We start from the raw sequence: 16,799 nt of genomic DNA on the forward strand, positions 1-16,799 counted from the left end.
CAAGGCCACGAGGGCTGCCTGCCATCGGCCTACGCCAACTGGCATACGCCGGCGCCAGCCATGTGCGGTTGGTGCCGGTTTGCGCGCGATCAAGCCCATATCGCCAGCGCGTGGCTAGCATCAGCCGCTGTTCCTGTCCTGTTTTCCTTGTCTTGTTTCCCACACCATGACAACTGCCTGTACTGGCCCGGATGCGGCCACCGTAGCGCCTGCCTGCGCGCCACGCCGGCCCCAGCTGGTCGCGCCCGCCGGCTCGCTGGCGGCGCTGCGCATGGCGCTGCAGCACGGCGCCGACGCGGTCTACCTGGGCCTGCGCGATGCCACCAATGCCCGCAACTTCGGCGGCCTGAACTTCACCGAGGCCGACATCCGCACCGGCGTCGCCGAAGCCCACGCCCGCGGCGCCGAAGTGCTGTTCGCGATCAACACCTTTGCGCAGATGGGCGCGGTGGCGCAGTGGCACCGCGCCGTCGACGCCGCCGCGGAACTGGGCGCCGACGCGGTCATCATGGCCGACGCCGGGCTGATGGGCTATGCCTGCGAACGCCATCCCGGGCTGCGGCTGCACCTGTCGGTGCAGGGCTCGGCCACGCATGCCGATGCCATCGAACTGATGCGCGAGCGCTTCAATATCCGCCGCGTGGTGCTGCCGCGCGTGTTGTCGCTGGCGCAGATCGGCAAGCTGGCGCGGCAGACCAGCGTCGAACTGGAAGTGTTCGGCTTCGGCAGCCTGTGCGTGATGGCCGAGGGGCGCTGCCTGCTGTCGTCGTACGCGACCGGCGATTCGCCCAATAACAAGGGGGTCTGCTCCCCCGCGCATGCGGTGCGCTGGACCGAGCAGGACGGCACCATGCAGGCGCGCCTGTCCGGCATCCTGATCGACAGCTACGCGCCGGGCGAGCCGGCCGGGTATCCGACGCTGTGCAAGGGCCGCTTTGAAGTGGAAGGCGAGCGCGGCTACGTGCTCGAAGAACCCACCAGCCTCAACGCGCTGTCGCTGCTGCCGGCGCTGGTCGGCATGGGCATCGCCGCGATCAAGATCGAGGGCCGGCAGCGCAGCCCGCGCTATGTCGCCGACGTGGTCGGCGTGCTGCGCGCCGCCATCGACGACGCCTGCGGCGATCCCGCCCGCTTCGCGCCGCGCCAGGAATGGCAGGCCACGCTGGGCCGCCATGCCGAGGGCGACCAGGTGACCCAGGGCGCCTACGACCGGCCATGGCGGTGATGCGGATGGATGCGACCCGTCTTGATCCCCCCGTCGATTCCGCCGCCACCCTTGCCATGATGGAGCCCGCCATGCCCGACACCGCCGCGGCGACAGCGCCGCAAGCTGTTTCACGACATGCTGCGCCGCAATTCGGCATCGCCCTCGGCCCGCTGCTGTACTACTGGCCGCGCGAGCGCGTGCTGCAGTTCTACGCCGCGGTCGCCGATGCTCCGGTCGACCGCGTCTACCTCGGCGAGACCGTCTGCACGCGGCGCCACGAGCTGCGCCACGCGCAATGGCTTGAGATCGCCCGGATGCTGCGCGATGCCGGCAAGGAGGTGGTGCTGTCCACGCCGGTGCTGGTGGAGTCCGATACCGACATCGCCTGGATGCGCCGCGCCTGCGAGCAGCACGGCTACCTCGTCGAGGCCAACGACCTCGGCGCGGTGCGCTGCATGGGCGGGCGGCCTTTCATCGCCGGCCCGCACCTGAACGTCTACCATGCCGACACGCTGGCCTGGCTGTCCGGACTGGGCGCGGCCGGCTGCGTCGTGCCGGTGGAAATGGACGGCCGCACGCTGGCCGCGCTGGCCGCGGCGCGGCCGGGCGGCGTCGGCGTCGAAGCCTTTGTCTGGGGCCGCATGCCGCTGGCGTTCTCGGCGCGCTGCTTCACCGCGCGCCACCATCGGCTGCGCAAGGACAGCTGCGAATTCCGCTGCATGGACTACCCGGACGGCCTGGTCGCCGCCACCGGCGAAGGCCAGGCGTTCTTCACGCTCAACGGCGTGCAGACGCAGAGCGCGACCTGCCTGGACCTGTGCGGCGAGGCGCTCGCCATGGCCGCGATGGGCGTGGACATGCTGCGCGTCAGCCCGCATTCGACCGGCACATTGGAGGTGGTGCAACAACTGGCGGCGATCCGCGCGGGTGAGCGCGCGCCGGCGCCCAGCGGCATCACGCCGGCGGGGGCGCAGCCCTGCAATGGCTACTGGCACGGCGGCGCCGGCATTGCGTGGGAGGCACGGGCATGAATGCGAACACGAGCCCATTGCACAAGCTGATGACCGGCGTGCACCGGCGCATGCCGGCGCGGGCGCGCGCGCTGCCGCTGGTGGCGGCGCTGGAGCTGGCGCGCCGCGCCGGCTGGCTGGAGCCGCCGGCCGCGCTGGAAGGCCATGTGTTCCTGCTGACGGTGCAGGACCTGGGGCTGGAAGTGCCGTTCCGCTGCGAAGGCGGGCGCTTCCGTACCGCCAGTGCCGGCAGCGGCGAACCCGCGCTGACGCTGCGCGCCGCCGCGGTGGACTACCTGCGGCTGCTCGGTGGCGAGGCCGACACCGACACGCTGTTTTTCCAGCGCAAGCTGGTGATCAGCGGCGACACCGCGCTCGGGCTCGAGGTCAAGTACTGGCTCGATGCGGCGCCGCGCCCGGCGTGGGTCAGCCAGGCGGCGGCGCGGCTGGTGGCGCTGCAGGGCGCGCTGACGGTACGCGCGGGCTAGCCGGCGGCATGGCCAGGCCACGGCCGTTCAGGCCGCTTCGCCATCCAGCATGTACCGGTTGCGGCCCGCGCGCTTGGCGCGGTACATCGCGCTGTCGGCTCGGTGCAGCAGCGGCTCCAGCCGCGGCGACTCGGGCACGGCGCAGACCGCGCCGACGCTGATCGTTACCACGGGCTGCACCGGGGTGCCGCGGTGCGCGATGCCAAGCTCGCGAACCGCGGCGACCATGCGGCGCGCCACCTCGCGGGTTTCTTCGCGCGATGCGCCGGGCAGCACCGCCGCGAATTCCTCGCCGCCCAGCCGCGCGCAGAACTGCTCGCCCGCTACCGTGCCCGCCAGCGTGCAGGCGATCTGGCGCAGGCAGTCGTCGCCCGCCAGGTGGCCATGCAGGTCGTTGTACTGCTTGAACAGGTCGACATCCAGGATCAGCAGTCCCAGAGGCTGGCCGCGCTCGTGCGCGCGCGTCACGGCGGCGAGCGACTCGCGCTGGAAGTAGCGCCGGTTGAAGATGCCGGTGAGCGCATCGACGTCGAGGTCGGCCTGCACCTGCCACAGCTGCTCCTCGGTCTGGCCAAGGCGCGCGGTCAAGGCCAGCTCGCGCGACTGGAAGCGGCTGATGTCGCGCATGAACACCAGGCTGCCGATCTGCCTGCCGTCCAGGCGCGCGACGCTTTCGACAGCCAGCTCGAACGGGGCGCCCGGCGGCACGAACGGCGTGGCCGGTGCGAGGCCGGGCGCGGCCTGCGCGGATTCAGACGCCGAACCCTGAGCCGATCCCAGCGCCGCCTCCCATCCCGCCGGCACCGGCCCGCCGCGGTGCAGCGCCGGCCACAACTGGGTCGCGGCGGGATTGAATTCCACGACCGTGCCCTTGGCGTCGACGATCACGCAGCCCTCGCGCAGCGCATCGAACACGCGCAGCCGGGCGTAGTGGCCGATATCGTCGAGGTGCGTGCGCAGCGCGCAGAACCACACCAGTACCGCCATCAGCGAAAACGTGGCCGGGGTCAGGTCGCCGCCCAGCGGGCCGGTCCAGCGGTACAGGTACGCGACATGGGCAATCAGCGGCAGCGCCAGGCCGCCGGCCAGGATGGCGCGGCCGCGGCGCGACAGGGCGTCGTTGGGCACCTCGGCCGTTACCAGGAAATACCAGCTTAGCGCCAGGAGCGAGTAAGACCAGAAGGCCGCGACGGCGTAGCCCGCGCCATGCTCGAACACCGCGCCGGGCGCGACCCCGGGCGGCATCAGCGTGATGCGTGTCCAGACCAGGTGGTGGCGCTCGTTGGTGAAGACCAGCACCACCGTCACCACTGCGGCCAGCACTGGCAGCCACAGCCGCGACCACGGCACCACGTAGCGCGGGCGGCTCAGGTGGACCATCGCCACCAGCCAGCCGATCGGCACCGCGACAATGCCGATGTACTGGATCTTGGCCCACAGGATGCGCCCGGGCAGGTCGGTCGAGCTGATCTCAAGCAAGCGTCCGCCGCTCCAGACCACCGCGCCGAAGGCCAGCACCAGGAACGCCTGGACGGTGGGGTCGTCGCGCCGGGGCCAGGTGGCGATGGCCATGCCGATGCAGCAGACGACGGCGACGGTGAGCAGCAGGACCAGTGGATATGAGGGCATGTACCGGGGCGCGTCCTGTACCAGTCCTGTGCGGAGATCCGCCAGCCGGGACGGCGGCGCAGGCGGATCGGGGTGTCATGATTTGCATGATACCGGGGCGCGCGGGTTGCCATGGCAAGGCACGCAGGAAAAATTGGCCGCGGCGTGCCGGCACGCAACGCCACGGCGCTCGAGCCGGGTCAGTTCGCGCGCGGACGCGGTGTCTCGCGGACCAGCCAGGCGGGAATGTCCGTGACGGCCTTGGCGCCCGCGGTCCAGTCGGTCAGCGGGCCCTGCATGAGCAGGTGGCCCCAGCCATCGATCCATTTCTGGTGGGCGCGCGCCAGCAGCTCCAGCATGGCCGACGCATAGTGCAGCGGCCCGCCCAGCAGCGGCAGCTCGCTGGCGATCTCGCGCGCGTAGAGGCTCTCGGGATCCTGTTCCATCAGCAGGCCCACGGCGTCGAAGCGCAGTTCGTCCGCCATGCTGCGTGCAAATTCCAGGTTCAGCTCGGCCATGCGTCGCCACGTGTCGGCCAGGTCTGCCTGCATGGACTGGAACTGTTGCAGGCTGCCAAAGCCTGCCGTGAAAACGGCAGGGAATGGCCAGAAGGCTTGCGTTGCGGTCATCATCTTGGGCATCTCCGGTTGGATCCACAGGTTGCGCCGGCCGCAGGGTGCTGATGACAGCACATGCATGTTGCACTGCAAACGACGCCTGACTAGCTTAAGCAGATCAGACGATCTTTGCCATCGCCGATGCCGCGCACGCCCTCACTTGCAGCCCAGGCGCCTGGCCAGCTTGTGCAGGTTGCTGGCGTCCACGCCGAGTTGCCGCGCCGTCTGCGCCCAGTTGCCGCCGTGGGCCTGCAGCGCCTGCTCGATGCAGGCGCGCTGGGTCTGGTCGACGGCGTCGCGCAGGCTCATGCCGGGGACGATCGCTGGCAGCGCTGTATGGGCGGCATGCGCGGCTTGCGCCAGCCCCGAAGGCGGCGCATCGAGTCCGTCCAGGTCAAGCAGCTCCGTCTCCAGCGTGACGATGTCGTTGCGGCCGGCGCCCCGGCTGACCGCGCGCAGCGCGGCGCGGCTGAGCACGTGCTCGAGTTCGCGCACGTTGCCGGGCCAGCGGTAGCGCCGCAGCGCATCCTGTGCCGCCGGCGACAGGCGCAGGCTGCGCAGGCCCAGGCGGGCGCGGTTCAGCTCCAGGAAGCGCCCGGCCAGCAGCAGCACGTCGTTGCCGCGCTCGCGCAGCGGCGGGATCGGGATCGGGTAGACCGACAGGCGGTGGTACAGGTCGGCGCGGAACGAGCCATCGCGCACATGTTCGCGCAGGTTGCGGTTGGTGGCGGCGATCACGCGCACGTTGACGCGGCGTGGCCGGTCCGAGCCCAGCCGCTGGATCTCGCCGTTCTGCAGCGTGCGCAGCAGCTTGGCCTGGATCGACAGCGGCAGCTCGCCGACTTCATCGAGGAACAGCGTGCCGCCGTCGGCGGCCTCGAAGCGTCCCGGGCGTTCGCCGGTGGCGCCGGAGAACGCGCCGCGGGCGTGGCCGAACAGCTCGCTCTCGGCCAGGGACTCGGGCAGCGCCGCGCAGTTGACGTGTACCAGCGGCTGCGCGCGCCGGCGTGACTGGCGGTGCAGCCGGTGCGCGAACAGCTCCTTGCCGACGCCCGTCTCGCCCAGCAGCAGCACCGGCAGTTCGGTATCGGCAACCACTTCCAGCTCGTGCAGCAGGTTGGCGATGGCCTCGCTCTGGCCGACGATCTCGCCGGTGATGTCGCCGGCGCCCGCCGTGCCTTCGTCGGCAACGGGCTTGCCCCGTGCCACCTGCAGCGCCAGGATCTCGGCCTCGAGCCGGGTGGTGCGGATCGCTGCCTCGACCACCACGGTGAGCCGCTGCAGCTCGGCCTGTGCGGCGGCGTCGAAGGTGCCCACGGCGAGCGCATCGAGGGTCAGCACGCCCCATGGCTGCCCTTCGACCTCCAGGCTGGTGCCCATGCAGTCATGCACGGGCAGCGGCTCGCCCACGTGCTCGTCGATCAGGCCGTCGTACGGGTCGGGCAGCACGCTTTCATGGTGGAAGCAGGTCACGCCGCGCCGCGCCAGGATTGCCGCGAGGCGCGGATGCAGGGCTACGGCAAAGCGCCGGCCCAGCGCGTCGCGGACCAGGCCGTCCACTGCCATGGGACGCAGGTGGTCTTCCTCCAGCCGCAGCAGCGCCACGGCGCCGCAGCGGAAATGCCCGCGCAGCCCGCTGACCAGGCGCTGCAGGCGCACGGCGTGGGGCAGGTCGGCCACCAGGTCAGCCAGCAATTCGGGAACGATCGCTGAATTCGTCATGGTGAAAAACACCTGATAAGGTAATTAGTACCATGGGAAGTGTAGGGTATTTATAACCGTTCGTATAGCAACCCATTGATCTGGAATGGTTTTTTTCAGGCACGCTCCTCGCGTTATGTCAGGCAGACGCAACTTCCCACACAGGAGCACCTCATGACCTTCCAGGACCAATCGCTCGGCCAACTGGCCCGCCGCATCCCCGGCGCGACGCGCATCTTCCATGACTACGCGCTCGACTTCTGCTGCGGAGGCAAGCAGACCCTGCGCGATGCCGCGCTCGAAAAGGGCCTTGATGCCGCCGCCATCGACAGCATCGAAGCGCGGCTGCATGCCCTGCACGACGATGCCGCACCCGCCGGACAGGACTGGAACACCGCCACGCCGGCCGCGCTGATCGACCATATCCTGACCCGCTTTCACGCCCGTCACCGCGAGCAGCTTCCCGAACTGATCCGGCTCGCAAGCCGGGTCGAGCAGGTCCACGGCGACCGGCCCGATTGCCCGGTCGGCCTGGCCGACCACCTGACCGCCATGCTCGGCGAGCTGGAAACCCATATGCAGAAGGAAGAGCAGGTGCTGTTCCCGATGCTGACGCGCGGCCTGCAGGCCGCCGCCGGCCGCCCCATCGCGGTGATGCGCATGGAGCATGACGACCACGGCGTGGCGCTGCAGCGGATGGCCGCGCTGACCAACGACATCACGCTGCCGCGCGCGGCCTGCAATACCTGGCGCGCGCTTTACCTGGGCCTGCGCGCGCTGCGCGAAGACCTGATGGAACACATCCACCTGGAAAACAACGTGCTGTTCGAGAACGCCGCAGTGGCCGCCACCGTGCCCGCCACCGGTTGCGGCTGCGCGAGCCACGCCTGAACCGCGCACCACCCATCACAACCAACGAAATCGCATCATGGGTTCCTACCGCAGACTCTGGTTCTTGTTGATCGCCGTGCTGGCGGTCACTTTCTCCCTGCTCGGCTACTACGGCGTCGAGGTGTACCGGCAGGCCCCGCCAATGCCGGACAAGGTGGTCACGGCCGAAGGCCGCACCCTGTTCACCGGCGAAGAGATCCTGGACGGCCAGACGGCCTGGCAGTCGGTGGGCGGCATGCAGCTCGGCTCGATCTGGGGCCATGGCGCCTACCAGGCGCCGGACTGGACCGCCGACTGGCTGCACCGCGAACTGACCGCGTGGCTCGAACTGGCGGCGCAGGATACGTACGGCCGTCCGTACGCCAAACTGGCCGCGCCCGAACAGGCCGCGCTGCGCGAGCAGTTGCGCACGGAATACCGCGGCAACGCCACCGACCCGGCCACCAATGTGCTGACCGTGTCGAAGCGCCGCGCACAGGCCATCGCCAACACCGCGGCCTACTACGACCAGCTCTTCTCCGACGCGCCGGCGCTGCACACCACGCGCGATCACTTCGCCATGAAGGAGAACACGCTGCCCAGCGCCGAGCGGCGCCAGCAGCTGACGCAGTTCTTCTTCTGGACCGCATGGGTCGCCTCGACCGCGCGCCCGGGGCAGGAAGCCACCTACACCAACAACTGGCCGCATGAGCCGCTGATCGGCAACAAGCCGACCAGCGAAAACGTGGTGTGGTCGGTGATCAGCGTGGTGGTGTTGCTGGCTGGCGTGGGCTTCCTGGTGTGGGCGTGGGCTTTCCTGCGCGGCAAGGAAGAGACGCCGCCGCAGGCGCCCGCGCGCGACCCGCTGCTGTCGGTGGCGCTGACCCCGTCGCAGCGCGCGCTCGGCAAGTACCTGTTCCTGGTGGTGGCGCTGTTCGTGTTCCAGGTGTTCCTGGGCGGCTTTACCGCGCACTACACCGTCGAGGGGCAGAAGTTCTACGGCATCGACGTATCGCAGTGGTTCCCCTACGCGCTGGTGCGCACCTGGCATATCCAGAGCGCGCTGTTCTGGATCGCCACGGGCTTCCTGGCCGCGGGCCTGTTCCTGGCGCCGCTGATCAACGGCGGCAAGGACCCGAAGTTCCAGCGGCTCGGCGTTGATGTCCTGTTCTGGGCACTGGTGGTCGTGGTGGTGGGCTCGTTCGCCGGCAATTACCTGGCGATCGCGCAGAAGCTGCCGCCGCACCTGAACTTCTGGCTGGGCCACCAGGGCTATGAATACGTCGACCTGGGCCGGCTGTGGCAGATCGGCAAGTTCGCCGGCATCCTGATCTGGCTCGTGCTGATGATGCGCGGCATCCTGCCGGCGCTGCGCGCGCGCGGCACCGACCGCAACCTGCTGGCGCTGCTGACCTCGTCGGTGGTGGCGATCGGCCTGTTCTACGGCGCGGGCCTGGCCTACGGCGAGCGCACCAGCCTGACGGTGATGGAGTACTGGCGCTGGTGGGTGGTGCACCTGTGGGTGGAAGGCTTCTTCGAGGTCTTCGCTACCACCGCCCTGGCCTTTATCTTCGCCACGCTGGGGCTGGTGTCGCGCCCGATGGCGACCGCGGCCAGCCTGGCCTCGGCGTCGCTGTTCATGCTCGGCGGCATCCCCGGCACCTTCCACCACCTGTACTTTGCCGGCACCACCACGCCGGTGATGGCGGTCGGCGCCGCGTTCAGCGCGCTGGAAGTGGTGCCGCTGATCGTGCTGGGCCATGAGGCCTGGGAGAACTGGAGCCTGAAGCAGCGCGCGCCGTGGATGGCAGACCTGAAGTGGCCGCTGATGTGCTTCGTCGCGGTGGCGTTCTGGAACATGCTGGGCGCCGGCGTGTTCGGCTTCATGATCAACCCGCCGATCGCGCTGTACTACATCCAGGGCCAGAACACCACGCCGGTCCATGCGCATGCGGCGCTGTTCGGGGTCTACGGCTTCCTGGCGCTGGGCTTCACGCTGCTGGTGCTGCGCTATGTTCGGCCGGCCTACCGGCTGAGCCCGGCGCTGATGAAGACGGCTTTCTGGGGCCTGAACGCCGGCCTGGTGCTGATGATCGGCACCAGCCTGCTGCCCGTCGGCATCATCCAGTTCCTGGCCAGCGTCGAGCATGGCACGTGGTATTCGCGCAGCGAGGAGTTCATGCAGCAGCCGATCCTGCAGACGCTGCGCTGGGTGCGCACGTTCGGCGACGTGGTGTTTATTGTCGGCGCGGTGTCGTTTGCCTGGCAGGTGGTGCTGGGTCTGGCGAACCGCACCCCGGCCGCGGCGGACGCGGCGGCCGTGAGGATGAAGGCGGCGGCGCGCTGAAGCGCGCGGCTACGAGGCAGTATTGAAGCAGCAAGAGGTAAGGAGAGGCAGTACTTGCCCGCCCGGTTTCCGGGCGGGCGTTTTTTTGCGTCAGTTGTAGCCCAGCACCGCGATCGTCGCGACGTCTGGCCGATCGTTCGAGTTGTCCGTCAGCACTTCCGTAGGGGTCCGTTGCCCGAGGGCGCGCGACTCGGGTCGAGCCTGGCTCGCCCAATGCGGCCTGGTCTGCGCGGCCTGCCGGCTAGCGCCAGGCAAAGATAAGTGAACGGAGGCTATGCTTGTCGTGGCGTTCATATGCGTTTCCCGGTAAGTAGCTCTTCAGATCGTCGCCTCGTCAGGCGGAGCCCGCCTGGACGTGGCCATCGCGGGATTTCTGCGTCCGGCTGCGTTTGATGATCCCGAACACGATCATCACCACAGGAAGGATCAACAGGCCTTCCGCCAGCTCGGGATCGACAGGCAGCTTGACGACATGCAGCGCCTTCAGCCCCGCTGCCGCGATGGACAGCACGTAGTACGAGATCGCGGCGACAGACAGCCCCTCGACGGCATGCTGCAGATGCAACTGGTTGCGTGCGGTACGATCCAGTCCGGCGAGCAGCCTTGTGACATCGCGTTCCTGGGCCAGGTTGACGCGGGTGCGGAGCAGGTCGACGGCCCGTGCGACCCGTGCCGCGATTTGCTCGTGGCGTGACCAGACGCTCCGGCACGTCTCCATGGCAGGCGCGAAGCGCCGCTCCATGAATTCCGCTATCGTCGGCATTCCCTCGATTCGTTGTTCCCGCAACTCCTGGATTCGCGCCAGGACGATTCGCTCATACGCACGCGAAGCGCTGAAGCGCCCGCTGTGGCCGGACAGCGATTCCACGCGCACGGCCAGTTCGGTGAGCTTGTCCAGCAGTTCCGCATCGTCCTCGCCGGCGCGACGGGCATCCATGGCCCGCATCAGTTCCTGGAGCGAGCCGTGAATGCCGTCGAGCTCGCGGCCCAGGCTGCGTGCGACCGGCAGCGCCAGCAACGCCATCATGCGATATGTCTCGATCTCATAGAGCCGCTGAAGCAGCCTGCCGCCCTGTTCCTCGCGGAAGTCCTCGTCGATCGCGAGGATGCGCATGTAGCCGTCGGCCCGCACATTCCAGTCGCAGTAGACCTTGCCGCCGCCCAGGACATCGCTGCCGACGAGAATCGGCCCGTCGAGCCAATGGCGCAGGTTCGCGCTCACCTCAGCCGCGGCGTTTCCTGACAGCAATTCCATCCGGACCGCATGAAATCGTTTGCCCGCCAGCAGGCCCAGCCAATCCGCCGGAACACGATGGATGGCGAGGTCGTTGAAGTAGTCGGTGTCGTTGCGCGGACTGACGAATGTGAAGGTGGAGAACTCGGTGTGCCGCTCCCACTTCAAATGCCAGCCGAAGGGAGATTGCACGGCGTAGTGCGTGACCCCGTCCACCGGCAGCGCCATGCCGGTCTGTTCGCACAAGGTGCGCACGAGATACTCGTGGATCGCCGGATCCTCATCCGAGTAGATCGCGTAGTGGGTCAGTGACACGCTGCCGCTGAACCGAAGAAAGGGGCGGGCGTGCAATTCAGCGACCAGGGAGGCGCGCAGCGGGTGGTCGACGAGTGACGAAGCGGCTTTGTTGTCCATGCTCGGATGGCGGATACCGGAATCCCGCGGTCGAGACATGGCGCGAGATTGCGGTCCACGTCTCCGGTTTGTTGTTGACGAAATATCGCATGCCGCTTTCAAGAAGGAAAACGCATAATATTGATTATTGTGTTCAGTTTTCCTGATACCTATGAAGATGCTCGACCACGATGTCCTGGCGACGGTCATCGCCGTCGCCGAGAGCGGCAACATGACGCGGGCGGCCGAGGCGGTGAACCGCTCGCAGTCCGCTGTCAGCATGCAAATCAAGGCACTCGAGGAGGCACTGGGCCGGCCCCTGTTCGTGCGGCGGCCGCGCAGCATCGTGCTGACGCATGAGGGTGAAGTGCTGCTGGGCTTCGCACGGCGGATGCTGGCCCTGCACGACGAAGCCTGGGCTGCCGTGGTACGGCCGGAAGTGACGGGGAAGGTAGCGATCGGGGTGCCCGACGACTACGCGTCATCGCTGCTGCCATCCGTGCTGAAGAAGTTCTCGACGACGTATCCGAAAGTGCAGATCCAGGTCGTGGGCCTGCCCAGCAGCGCGCTCGCGCCACTGGTCAAGGACGGCACGGTCGACCTGGTCTGCGGCACGCGCGTGAAGGGCTTGTCCGGCGACTTCATCCGGCACGAGCCGATGGCGTGGGCCGCCATGGCGAACGGGCCGCAAGTCTGGGAGGACAGGCCGTTGCCTATCGCCGTGTTCATGCCGGGGAGCGTGGCGCGCGAGAACGCGATCCGCAGCCTGGACCGCGCAAGGATTCCGCATCGAACGTCGTACGAGAGTCCGAGCCTGCTGGGTTTGCTCAGCATGGTCGAGGCAGGCCTGGCCGTCGCGGCGCTGGCCCGCTGCGCGATCCCGCCACAGCTGACCGTGCTTGGCCAGGCCCACGGACTGCCCGACCTGCCTCCGCTCGAGCTGATCCTTGCCCGAAGCGCGAAGTCGAAGCGGCCGCCTTGTGATTTCCTTGCCGAGCAGATCATGACGGATCTTCGGCCAGGCACGGGCCAGGTCTGACATCCGCAGCCAGTATGAATGCGGCACCAGGCTTCAGGAGCCCTTGCGTCCCGCCATATTATGCAGGTACGCCAGGAGGTCCTTCAGGTCAGCATCGGAGAGCGCCTTGTCGTCGATTGCCGGCATGCGCGCGCCGGGCCACCAACGCAGTGACTGCGGGTCGCGGATCAGCTTGGCCAGCTTGTCGTCGCCCATATATTCCACCGCGCTGTGCGGCACATTGAGGTCCGGACCGAGGTGGGCATCGCCGACCTTGTTCAGCGAGTGGCACGAGAAGCAGACGCGCTGGAAGGTGGCGAAGCCGCGCATGACCGGGCCGTCGGCTGGCTGGTCGGAGGCAGGCCGGATGGCCGCGAAGCGCTCCGCGGGCGATGCGGTGATATCGATGCGCACGATGCTGTAGGTCCAATGGCTTTCGTTGACCACGGATGCGGCGCGCCCCGACGGCAATGTCCAGATCAGGCGAAACGGGCCGATGCCCTGGCCTTTGAGCTTCGGCCACGGCCTCGCAGGATTCTCTACCGCCAGCCAGGCCCGCGGCTCGTCGGCGCTATCGGCCAGCAGCATGCGCAGCGGCAGGTGAGAGACATAGCCATCGCTGGCTGCTGTCGTGGCAGTCGCGCCGGCCTCCGCCGGCATGCCGCGCAACAGGGAAGCCATGGGGATCGCCTTGAACGTCAGGCGGCGTTTCAGGTTGTCATCGTCGACCGTCACGTCAGCCAGTCGGCGGTCCTTTAGCAGCGCCTCGGCCGTCCAGCTGCGTTGTTGCGTACCAGCCGCAACGACCAGCGTGGCGGGTTCGGCGCCGCTCGCCGGACCTGCAAGGCATACCATGGCACAGGCAAGCGCTCCAACTGCCTTTGCAATCCAGGCCTTCATGGGTGGTGTCTCTCCGGAAGCGGCGTAACGTGTTGAAATGCGTGTTGAAATGCGCGTCGAAGGCTCAGTGTAATAAAAAAAAACGGACAGCCTGCGCTGCCCGCTTCTTTTCCGCCTGTCTTGCCTGTTACCGCGCGCTCACCGCCACCGCACGCTCCATGGCTTGCTGCTGCCGCAGGACTTCCGTCGTCTGGCCCTGCCCGTCCGGTGCCCAGCCCGGGGGCATCACCAGGTAACCGATCGCATTCTGGAGAGGGGTGACGCCTTGCTTGCATCTCGCCCTGTCTACCTGGTGCGGTGAGAGCGGGAAGCGGATGGGGCTACCTCCGGCGCGCTTACGAAGCGTTTTTCCTGGTTTCCCTGCTATCGGAAGCGGCCTGCCGCTTCACAATCGCATTCAGCGTGTCGACGAATGCCAGCGACAGCCTCGACAATGGTTCGATGTTGACGTTGTAGATTTGAACCGAGGCATTGACTTCCGTGCGCACAGGCACCGCGACAATGTCCCGCCAGGCCTGGCCGAAAACCGTCATGGCGTCGACAAGCGCGATGCCCGCCCCAGCCTGGGCCAGGGCGCGTGCCACATGCGCTTGTTCGACCTGCACCTTGACATCGGGTTGCTCGCTTTCCTTGCCGAAAACGTGGTGCACCAGCAGGCTGAATGGTACGTCCGAGCCATAGCCGATCAGGTCTTCGTTCACGAGATCCTGAGGGCGTACCCAGGTGCGCGTGCTGAGCCGATGACCCGTCGGAATCAGCGCCACAATGGGATTCTTTACCAGCAGCCGGGACTCCAGATTCGGGTGGGTCAGCGGCATGCTCGACACCGCCAGATCCACCTGCCCTGACAGAAGGCTGCGCAACATGTTGCTCGCGATCTGCGTGCGAACCACCACACGCACGGCGGGATGAGCCTTGCGGAATTTGGCAATGGCGTTTGGCAACAACGTCTGTCCCATGTTCGGACTGCACGAGATCCTTACGCTGCCGGTGCGATTGGCCACCAGATCCTCTGCCACCTCGTTCACGCGTTCTACGCCTTCGTAGACGGCATTCACTTCGCCTAACAGTCGACGGGCCTCGGGCGTAGGGTGAAGACGGCCCTTGGCGCGGACAAACAAGGTCAATCCAAGCCGTTGCTCAGTGTGCGCCATCAGTCGGCTGATGGCGGGCTGGGAAACAAAGAGCAGCTTCGATGCGCCACTGATCGACCCGGTCAGCATGATCGCGCGGAATACCTCTATCTGGCGGAGGTTCATCTTCATGATGATTAACGTGATGTTAATGGTGCCAGTAGAAAAGCATAAGACGGTTAATATGGCTGTGTCTACGCCGTTTTCCATGGATTCAGCGGCCGAGGCCTTGCGCGCCGGCGAGGACACCTCGGGACGGAATGCCGGCTCCCGCGGCATGCTTGATCACGCCGGATTCGGGTACGAAGTAATCGAAGGGAATGCGCTGGCGAAACGGTTGGGGACGGTGTCGAGCATGAGGCGACACGATTTCACCAGCAGGCGACCTCCAGTCCCCAACGGCCGAAAACTAGCTTGGCTTGGCGCCTGACCCGATGATGAGTTCAAGCTCGGTCTTGAAGCCTTCAGCGACTTCGAACTGCTTCAGGCATTCATGAACATCGTTCCAGGCCTTTAATCTTGCCGCGACGTCGAGGTCCGCTACCAAGGCCCGGTATGCCCCGGCGGCTTCCTGCATCAGTTGCAGGGCATCGGACGCGCTCGGCAAGACGAGCTGCGCTCGAACGTGCTGTGTTTTCACATCGCCAAGACCGCTGTCGTTCAACAGGCGTTCCATCGCGCCTTCGCCTCCCAGTGCGAAGATTCCGGGTTGTCCGGGCGCGGGAGGAGACTTGCCCGCGTGGCGTAGAAGGATCGCCATCGGTTCCGCCATAAAGGGATTGTTGGCCGGCGTCGTGAAGACCAGCGCCGCGAAACGCGCGCCAGGCTTGAGTGCGCGCCGGACAGCTTTCAGTGCCTCGCCAGGTGACGGGAAAAGCATCAAGCCCAATCGGCATATCGCCGCGTCGAACGGGGCCAGCGTCTCGTCCAGTTCGTCTGCTGCGCATTCCAGCGTTTCGATATTCCGGAGACCGGCACGAGCGGCATTTCGGCGGACATGCTCCAGCATGGTGCCCGATATATCACTGGCGACCACTTCGCCGTCGGCGCCCACTCGCATCGCTGTCTGGATACTCTGGCTGCCGGCACCGCAGGCCAGATCGAGAACGCGCATGCCCGGCCGGATACCGGCCATATCGATGAGCGCGTCCGTGGCGCCCGAAAGATTGGTGGCGAACACATGCTCCCACTTCGCCCAGCCGGGAGCTGCCGACTCCCACGTATTGCGAAGACTGGATTTCACGTTGCTGTCGGTCATCTGGAGACTCCCTCAGGATCCGCCGCCGCATCTGGGCCACTCCGGAGCGGGTGGCACTTCAGCGCGGCGCTTAGCCGCGTTCGATGCTGTCGGCGAGCGCGCGCAACAAGGCCGCGCCATCGCCCCTCCAGGCGCTGCCGTGCATACAGGCGAGCGTTGTCGGCTGCAATGCGGCAAGGCGTTCCAGCATTGCGCGGGCGTTCCGGGTGTGCGAGAAATAGTCCATCTTGCGACGGAAAGCCTCGCTCGGTTCGAGGATGTCGCTTTCGGTAAGCGGCGGGTGCTCAGAACCGCCCTGGGTAAACAAATCGCCACAAAGCAGCGTTGCCGACGCGGTCTCCATGAGGAATCCGCATTCCCAGGCGTGCGGCAGATGCGGCGTATAAAGCCAGCGCACGCTATGCTGCCCGAGCGAGATCGACTCGCCATCTTCCAGCGCACGTGGCGGCCGGTCGGCATAGTCGCTAACCGAGACCATGGCCGCGACCTGGCCGCACAGTGGTTCCGCACCCGGCGCGGCCGCGAGAAACTCATTGAGTGCGCCGCACTCGTCGGCCTCGAAATGCGAGAAACCGACAAAGCGCAAGCGATCGATTGGCATGATCCGCCCGACCGCTTCCCCGATGACCGGAAATAGCCTGCGCAGGCCGGTATGAAACAGCAGCGGCTGGTCGTCGTCGATCAGATACTGGTTGAAAGAGAATCCGCCACCACCTGGGATCTCGACCGGCGTGGAGATGCGATAGATGCGGTTCGCAATCTCGTCAATTCTTGTACCGCTCGAAAGGGACAGGGTCGCCATGGTGCGCTCCTTTCCGGGGCAATTGACGGGGCCAGGCTCGGCCAGCCCGGCGGTACCCGTTCGGCGATTGTCGACCATCCAGATACTGATGTCCAACGACCGCTTCTGATCCAGGACCCGTTGCTCCCCACTTAGGTCATGTGGTTATACACAATTGTCCCCGTCGTCGACGGCTCGTAAGCCTCGCAGTGTCTTCGCCGCGACATGAACTTC

14 protein-coding genes are annotated in these 16,799 nt (G+C 67.0%); 6 read left to right on the forward strand and 8 right to left on the reverse strand.

Features of this window, described 5'->3' with window-relative positions; translation table 11 throughout:
* The first annotated feature begins 166 nt into the window (after nucleotides 1-166).
* The 3 genes from ubiU to ubiT all read left to right on the forward strand — a co-directional run bounded on the left by ubiU (nucleotide 167) and on the right by ubiT (nucleotide 2,705).
* Nucleotides 167-1,225: a ubiquinone anaerobic biosynthesis protein UbiU gene (gene ubiU, locus J8I34_RS14310; RefSeq protein WP_029045314.1), complete on the forward strand. Its 1,059-nt coding sequence runs from the start codon at nucleotides 167-169 to the stop codon at nucleotides 1,223-1,225.
* Between the two features lie 71 nt (nucleotides 1,226-1,296).
* Entirely contained in the window at nucleotides 1,297-2,238 is a 942-nt protein-coding gene (locus J8I34_RS14315; RefSeq protein WP_209806318.1) for a U32 family peptidase, read from the forward strand.
* On the forward strand, nucleotides 2,235-2,705 hold the full coding sequence (gene ubiT, locus J8I34_RS14320; RefSeq protein WP_029045316.1) for a ubiquinone anaerobic biosynthesis accessory factor UbiT: 471 nt from the start codon (nucleotides 2,235-2,237) through the stop codon (nucleotides 2,703-2,705). Before J8I34_RS14315 ends, ubiT begins: the two co-directional genes overlap by 4 nt.
* A gap of 27 nt (nucleotides 2,706-2,732) precedes the next feature.
* On the opposite strand, the gene J8I34_RS14325 is transcribed toward ubiT, so the two are convergent.
* The 3 genes from J8I34_RS14325 to norR form a co-directional block, all read right to left on the reverse strand.
* Nucleotides 2,733-4,334 (reverse strand): histidine kinase N-terminal 7TM domain-containing protein, encoded by a 1,602-nt coding sequence (locus J8I34_RS14325; protein WP_209771187.1) that lies wholly within the window; start codon nucleotides 4,332-4,334, stop codon nucleotides 2,733-2,735.
* Between the two features lie 179 nt (nucleotides 4,335-4,513).
* A complete protein-coding gene (locus J8I34_RS14330; protein WP_209771190.1) occupies nucleotides 4,514-4,945 on the reverse strand; it encodes a phasin family protein in 432 nt (143 codons plus the stop codon).
* A gap of 141 nt (nucleotides 4,946-5,086) precedes the next feature.
* The gene (norR, locus tag J8I34_RS14335) at nucleotides 5,087-6,652 is read right to left on the reverse strand and encodes a nitric oxide reductase transcriptional regulator NorR (RefSeq protein ID WP_209771193.1); all 1,566 of its coding nucleotides are present in this window, start codon (nucleotides 6,650-6,652) and stop codon (nucleotides 5,087-5,089) included.
* A 153-nt stretch (nucleotides 6,653-6,805) separates the two neighbouring features.
* Here norR and ytfE point away from each other — a divergent pair, with 153 nt between their 5' ends.
* Together ytfE and J8I34_RS14345 are read left to right on the forward strand one after the other, a co-directional pair.
* Complete coding sequence (ytfE, locus tag J8I34_RS14340) at nucleotides 6,806-7,522, forward strand: iron-sulfur cluster repair protein YtfE (protein ID WP_029045320.1); 717 nt, start codon at nucleotides 6,806-6,808, stop codon at nucleotides 7,520-7,522.
* 37 nt (nucleotides 7,523-7,559) lie between these two features.
* Nucleotides 7,560-9,848 (forward strand): nitric-oxide reductase large subunit, encoded by a 2,289-nt coding sequence (locus tag J8I34_RS14345; RefSeq protein ID WP_029045321.1) that lies wholly within the window; start codon nucleotides 7,560-7,562, stop codon nucleotides 9,846-9,848.
* A 334-nt stretch (nucleotides 9,849-10,182) separates the two neighbouring features.
* Here J8I34_RS14345 and J8I34_RS14350 read toward each other — a convergent pair whose 3' ends face one another.
* Nucleotides 10,183-11,496, reverse strand: a complete 1,314-nt coding sequence (locus tag J8I34_RS14350; RefSeq protein WP_029045322.1) for a DUF3422 family protein — start codon at nucleotides 11,494-11,496, stop codon at nucleotides 10,183-10,185.
* A 151-nt stretch (nucleotides 11,497-11,647) separates the two neighbouring features.
* Here J8I34_RS14350 and J8I34_RS14355 point away from each other — a divergent pair, with 151 nt between their 5' ends.
* Nucleotides 11,648-12,514, forward strand: a complete 867-nt coding sequence (locus J8I34_RS14355) for a LysR family transcriptional regulator (protein ID WP_209771199.1) — start codon at nucleotides 11,648-11,650, stop codon at nucleotides 12,512-12,514.
* A 33-nt stretch (nucleotides 12,515-12,547) separates the two neighbouring features.
* Here the strand turns inward: J8I34_RS14355 and J8I34_RS14360 are convergent, their stop codons facing one another.
* From J8I34_RS14360 to J8I34_RS14375, 4 genes are all read right to left on the reverse strand, one after another.
* Entirely contained in the window at nucleotides 12,548-13,393 is an 846-nt protein-coding gene (locus J8I34_RS14360; RefSeq protein WP_209806311.1) for a cytochrome c, read from the reverse strand.
* A gap of 335 nt (nucleotides 13,394-13,728) precedes the next feature.
* Nucleotides 13,729-14,658, reverse strand: a complete 930-nt coding sequence (locus J8I34_RS14365; protein ID WP_209771202.1) for a LysR family transcriptional regulator — start codon at nucleotides 14,656-14,658, stop codon at nucleotides 13,729-13,731.
* Between the two features lie 277 nt (nucleotides 14,659-14,935).
* The gene (locus J8I34_RS14370) at nucleotides 14,936-15,784 is read right to left on the reverse strand and encodes a class I SAM-dependent methyltransferase (protein WP_209806312.1); all 849 of its coding nucleotides are present in this window, start codon (nucleotides 15,782-15,784) and stop codon (nucleotides 14,936-14,938) included.
* A gap of 70 nt (nucleotides 15,785-15,854) precedes the next feature.
* Nucleotides 15,855-16,586, reverse strand: coding sequence for an oxygen-binding di-iron domain-containing protein (locus tag J8I34_RS14375; protein ID WP_209806313.1), 732 nt, complete (start codon nucleotides 16,584-16,586; stop codon nucleotides 15,855-15,857).
* Nucleotides 16,587-16,799 lie beyond the last annotated feature (213 nt).

It is taken from the genome of Cupriavidus phytohabitans, from assembly GCF_017815025.1.
In the GTDB taxonomy this organism is placed as follows: Bacteria; Pseudomonadota; Gammaproteobacteria; order Burkholderiales; family Burkholderiaceae; genus Cupriavidus.

Coding starts and splice junctions, on each gene's coding strand:
- J8I34_RS14330 (WP_209771190.1), bottom strand. CDS start 4,945: ATGATGACCGCAACGCAAGCCTTCTGGCCATTCCCTGCCGTTTTCACG.
- J8I34_RS14350 (WP_029045322.1), bottom strand. CDS start 11,496: ATGGACAACAAAGCCGCTTCGTCACTCGTCGACCACCCGCTGCGCGCC.
- norR (WP_209771193.1), bottom strand. CDS start 6,652: ATGACGAATTCAGCGATCGTTCCCGAATTGCTGGCTGACCTGGTGGCC.
- J8I34_RS14370 (WP_209806312.1), bottom strand. CDS start 15,784: ATGACCGACAGCAACGTGAAATCCAGTCTTCGCAATACGTGGGAGTCG.
- J8I34_RS14375 (WP_209806313.1), bottom strand. CDS start 16,586: ATGGCGACCCTGTCCCTTTCGAGCGGTACAAGAATTGACGAGATTGCG.
- J8I34_RS14345 (WP_029045321.1), top strand. CDS start 7,560: ATGGGTTCCTACCGCAGACTCTGGTTCTTGTTGATCGCCGTGCTGGCG.
- ytfE (WP_029045320.1), top strand. CDS start 6,806: ATGACCTTCCAGGACCAATCGCTCGGCCAACTGGCCCGCCGCATCCCC.
- J8I34_RS14360 (WP_209806311.1), bottom strand. CDS start 13,393: ATGAAGGCCTGGATTGCAAAGGCAGTTGGAGCGCTTGCCTGTGCCATG.
- J8I34_RS14365 (WP_209771202.1), bottom strand. CDS start 14,658: ATGAAGATGAACCTCCGCCAGATAGAGGTATTCCGCGCGATCATGCTG.
- J8I34_RS14355 (WP_209771199.1), top strand. CDS start 11,648: ATGAAGATGCTCGACCACGATGTCCTGGCGACGGTCATCGCCGTCGCC.
- ubiU (WP_029045314.1), top strand. CDS start 167: ATGACAACTGCCTGTACTGGCCCGGATGCGGCCACCGTAGCGCCTGCC.
- J8I34_RS14325 (WP_209771187.1), bottom strand. CDS start 4,334: ATGCCCTCATATCCACTGGTCCTGCTGCTCACCGTCGCCGTCGTCTGC.
- J8I34_RS14315 (WP_209806318.1), top strand. CDS start 1,297: ATGCCCGACACCGCCGCGGCGACAGCGCCGCAAGCTGTTTCACGACAT.
- ubiT (WP_029045316.1), top strand. CDS start 2,235: ATGAATGCGAACACGAGCCCATTGCACAAGCTGATGACCGGCGTGCAC.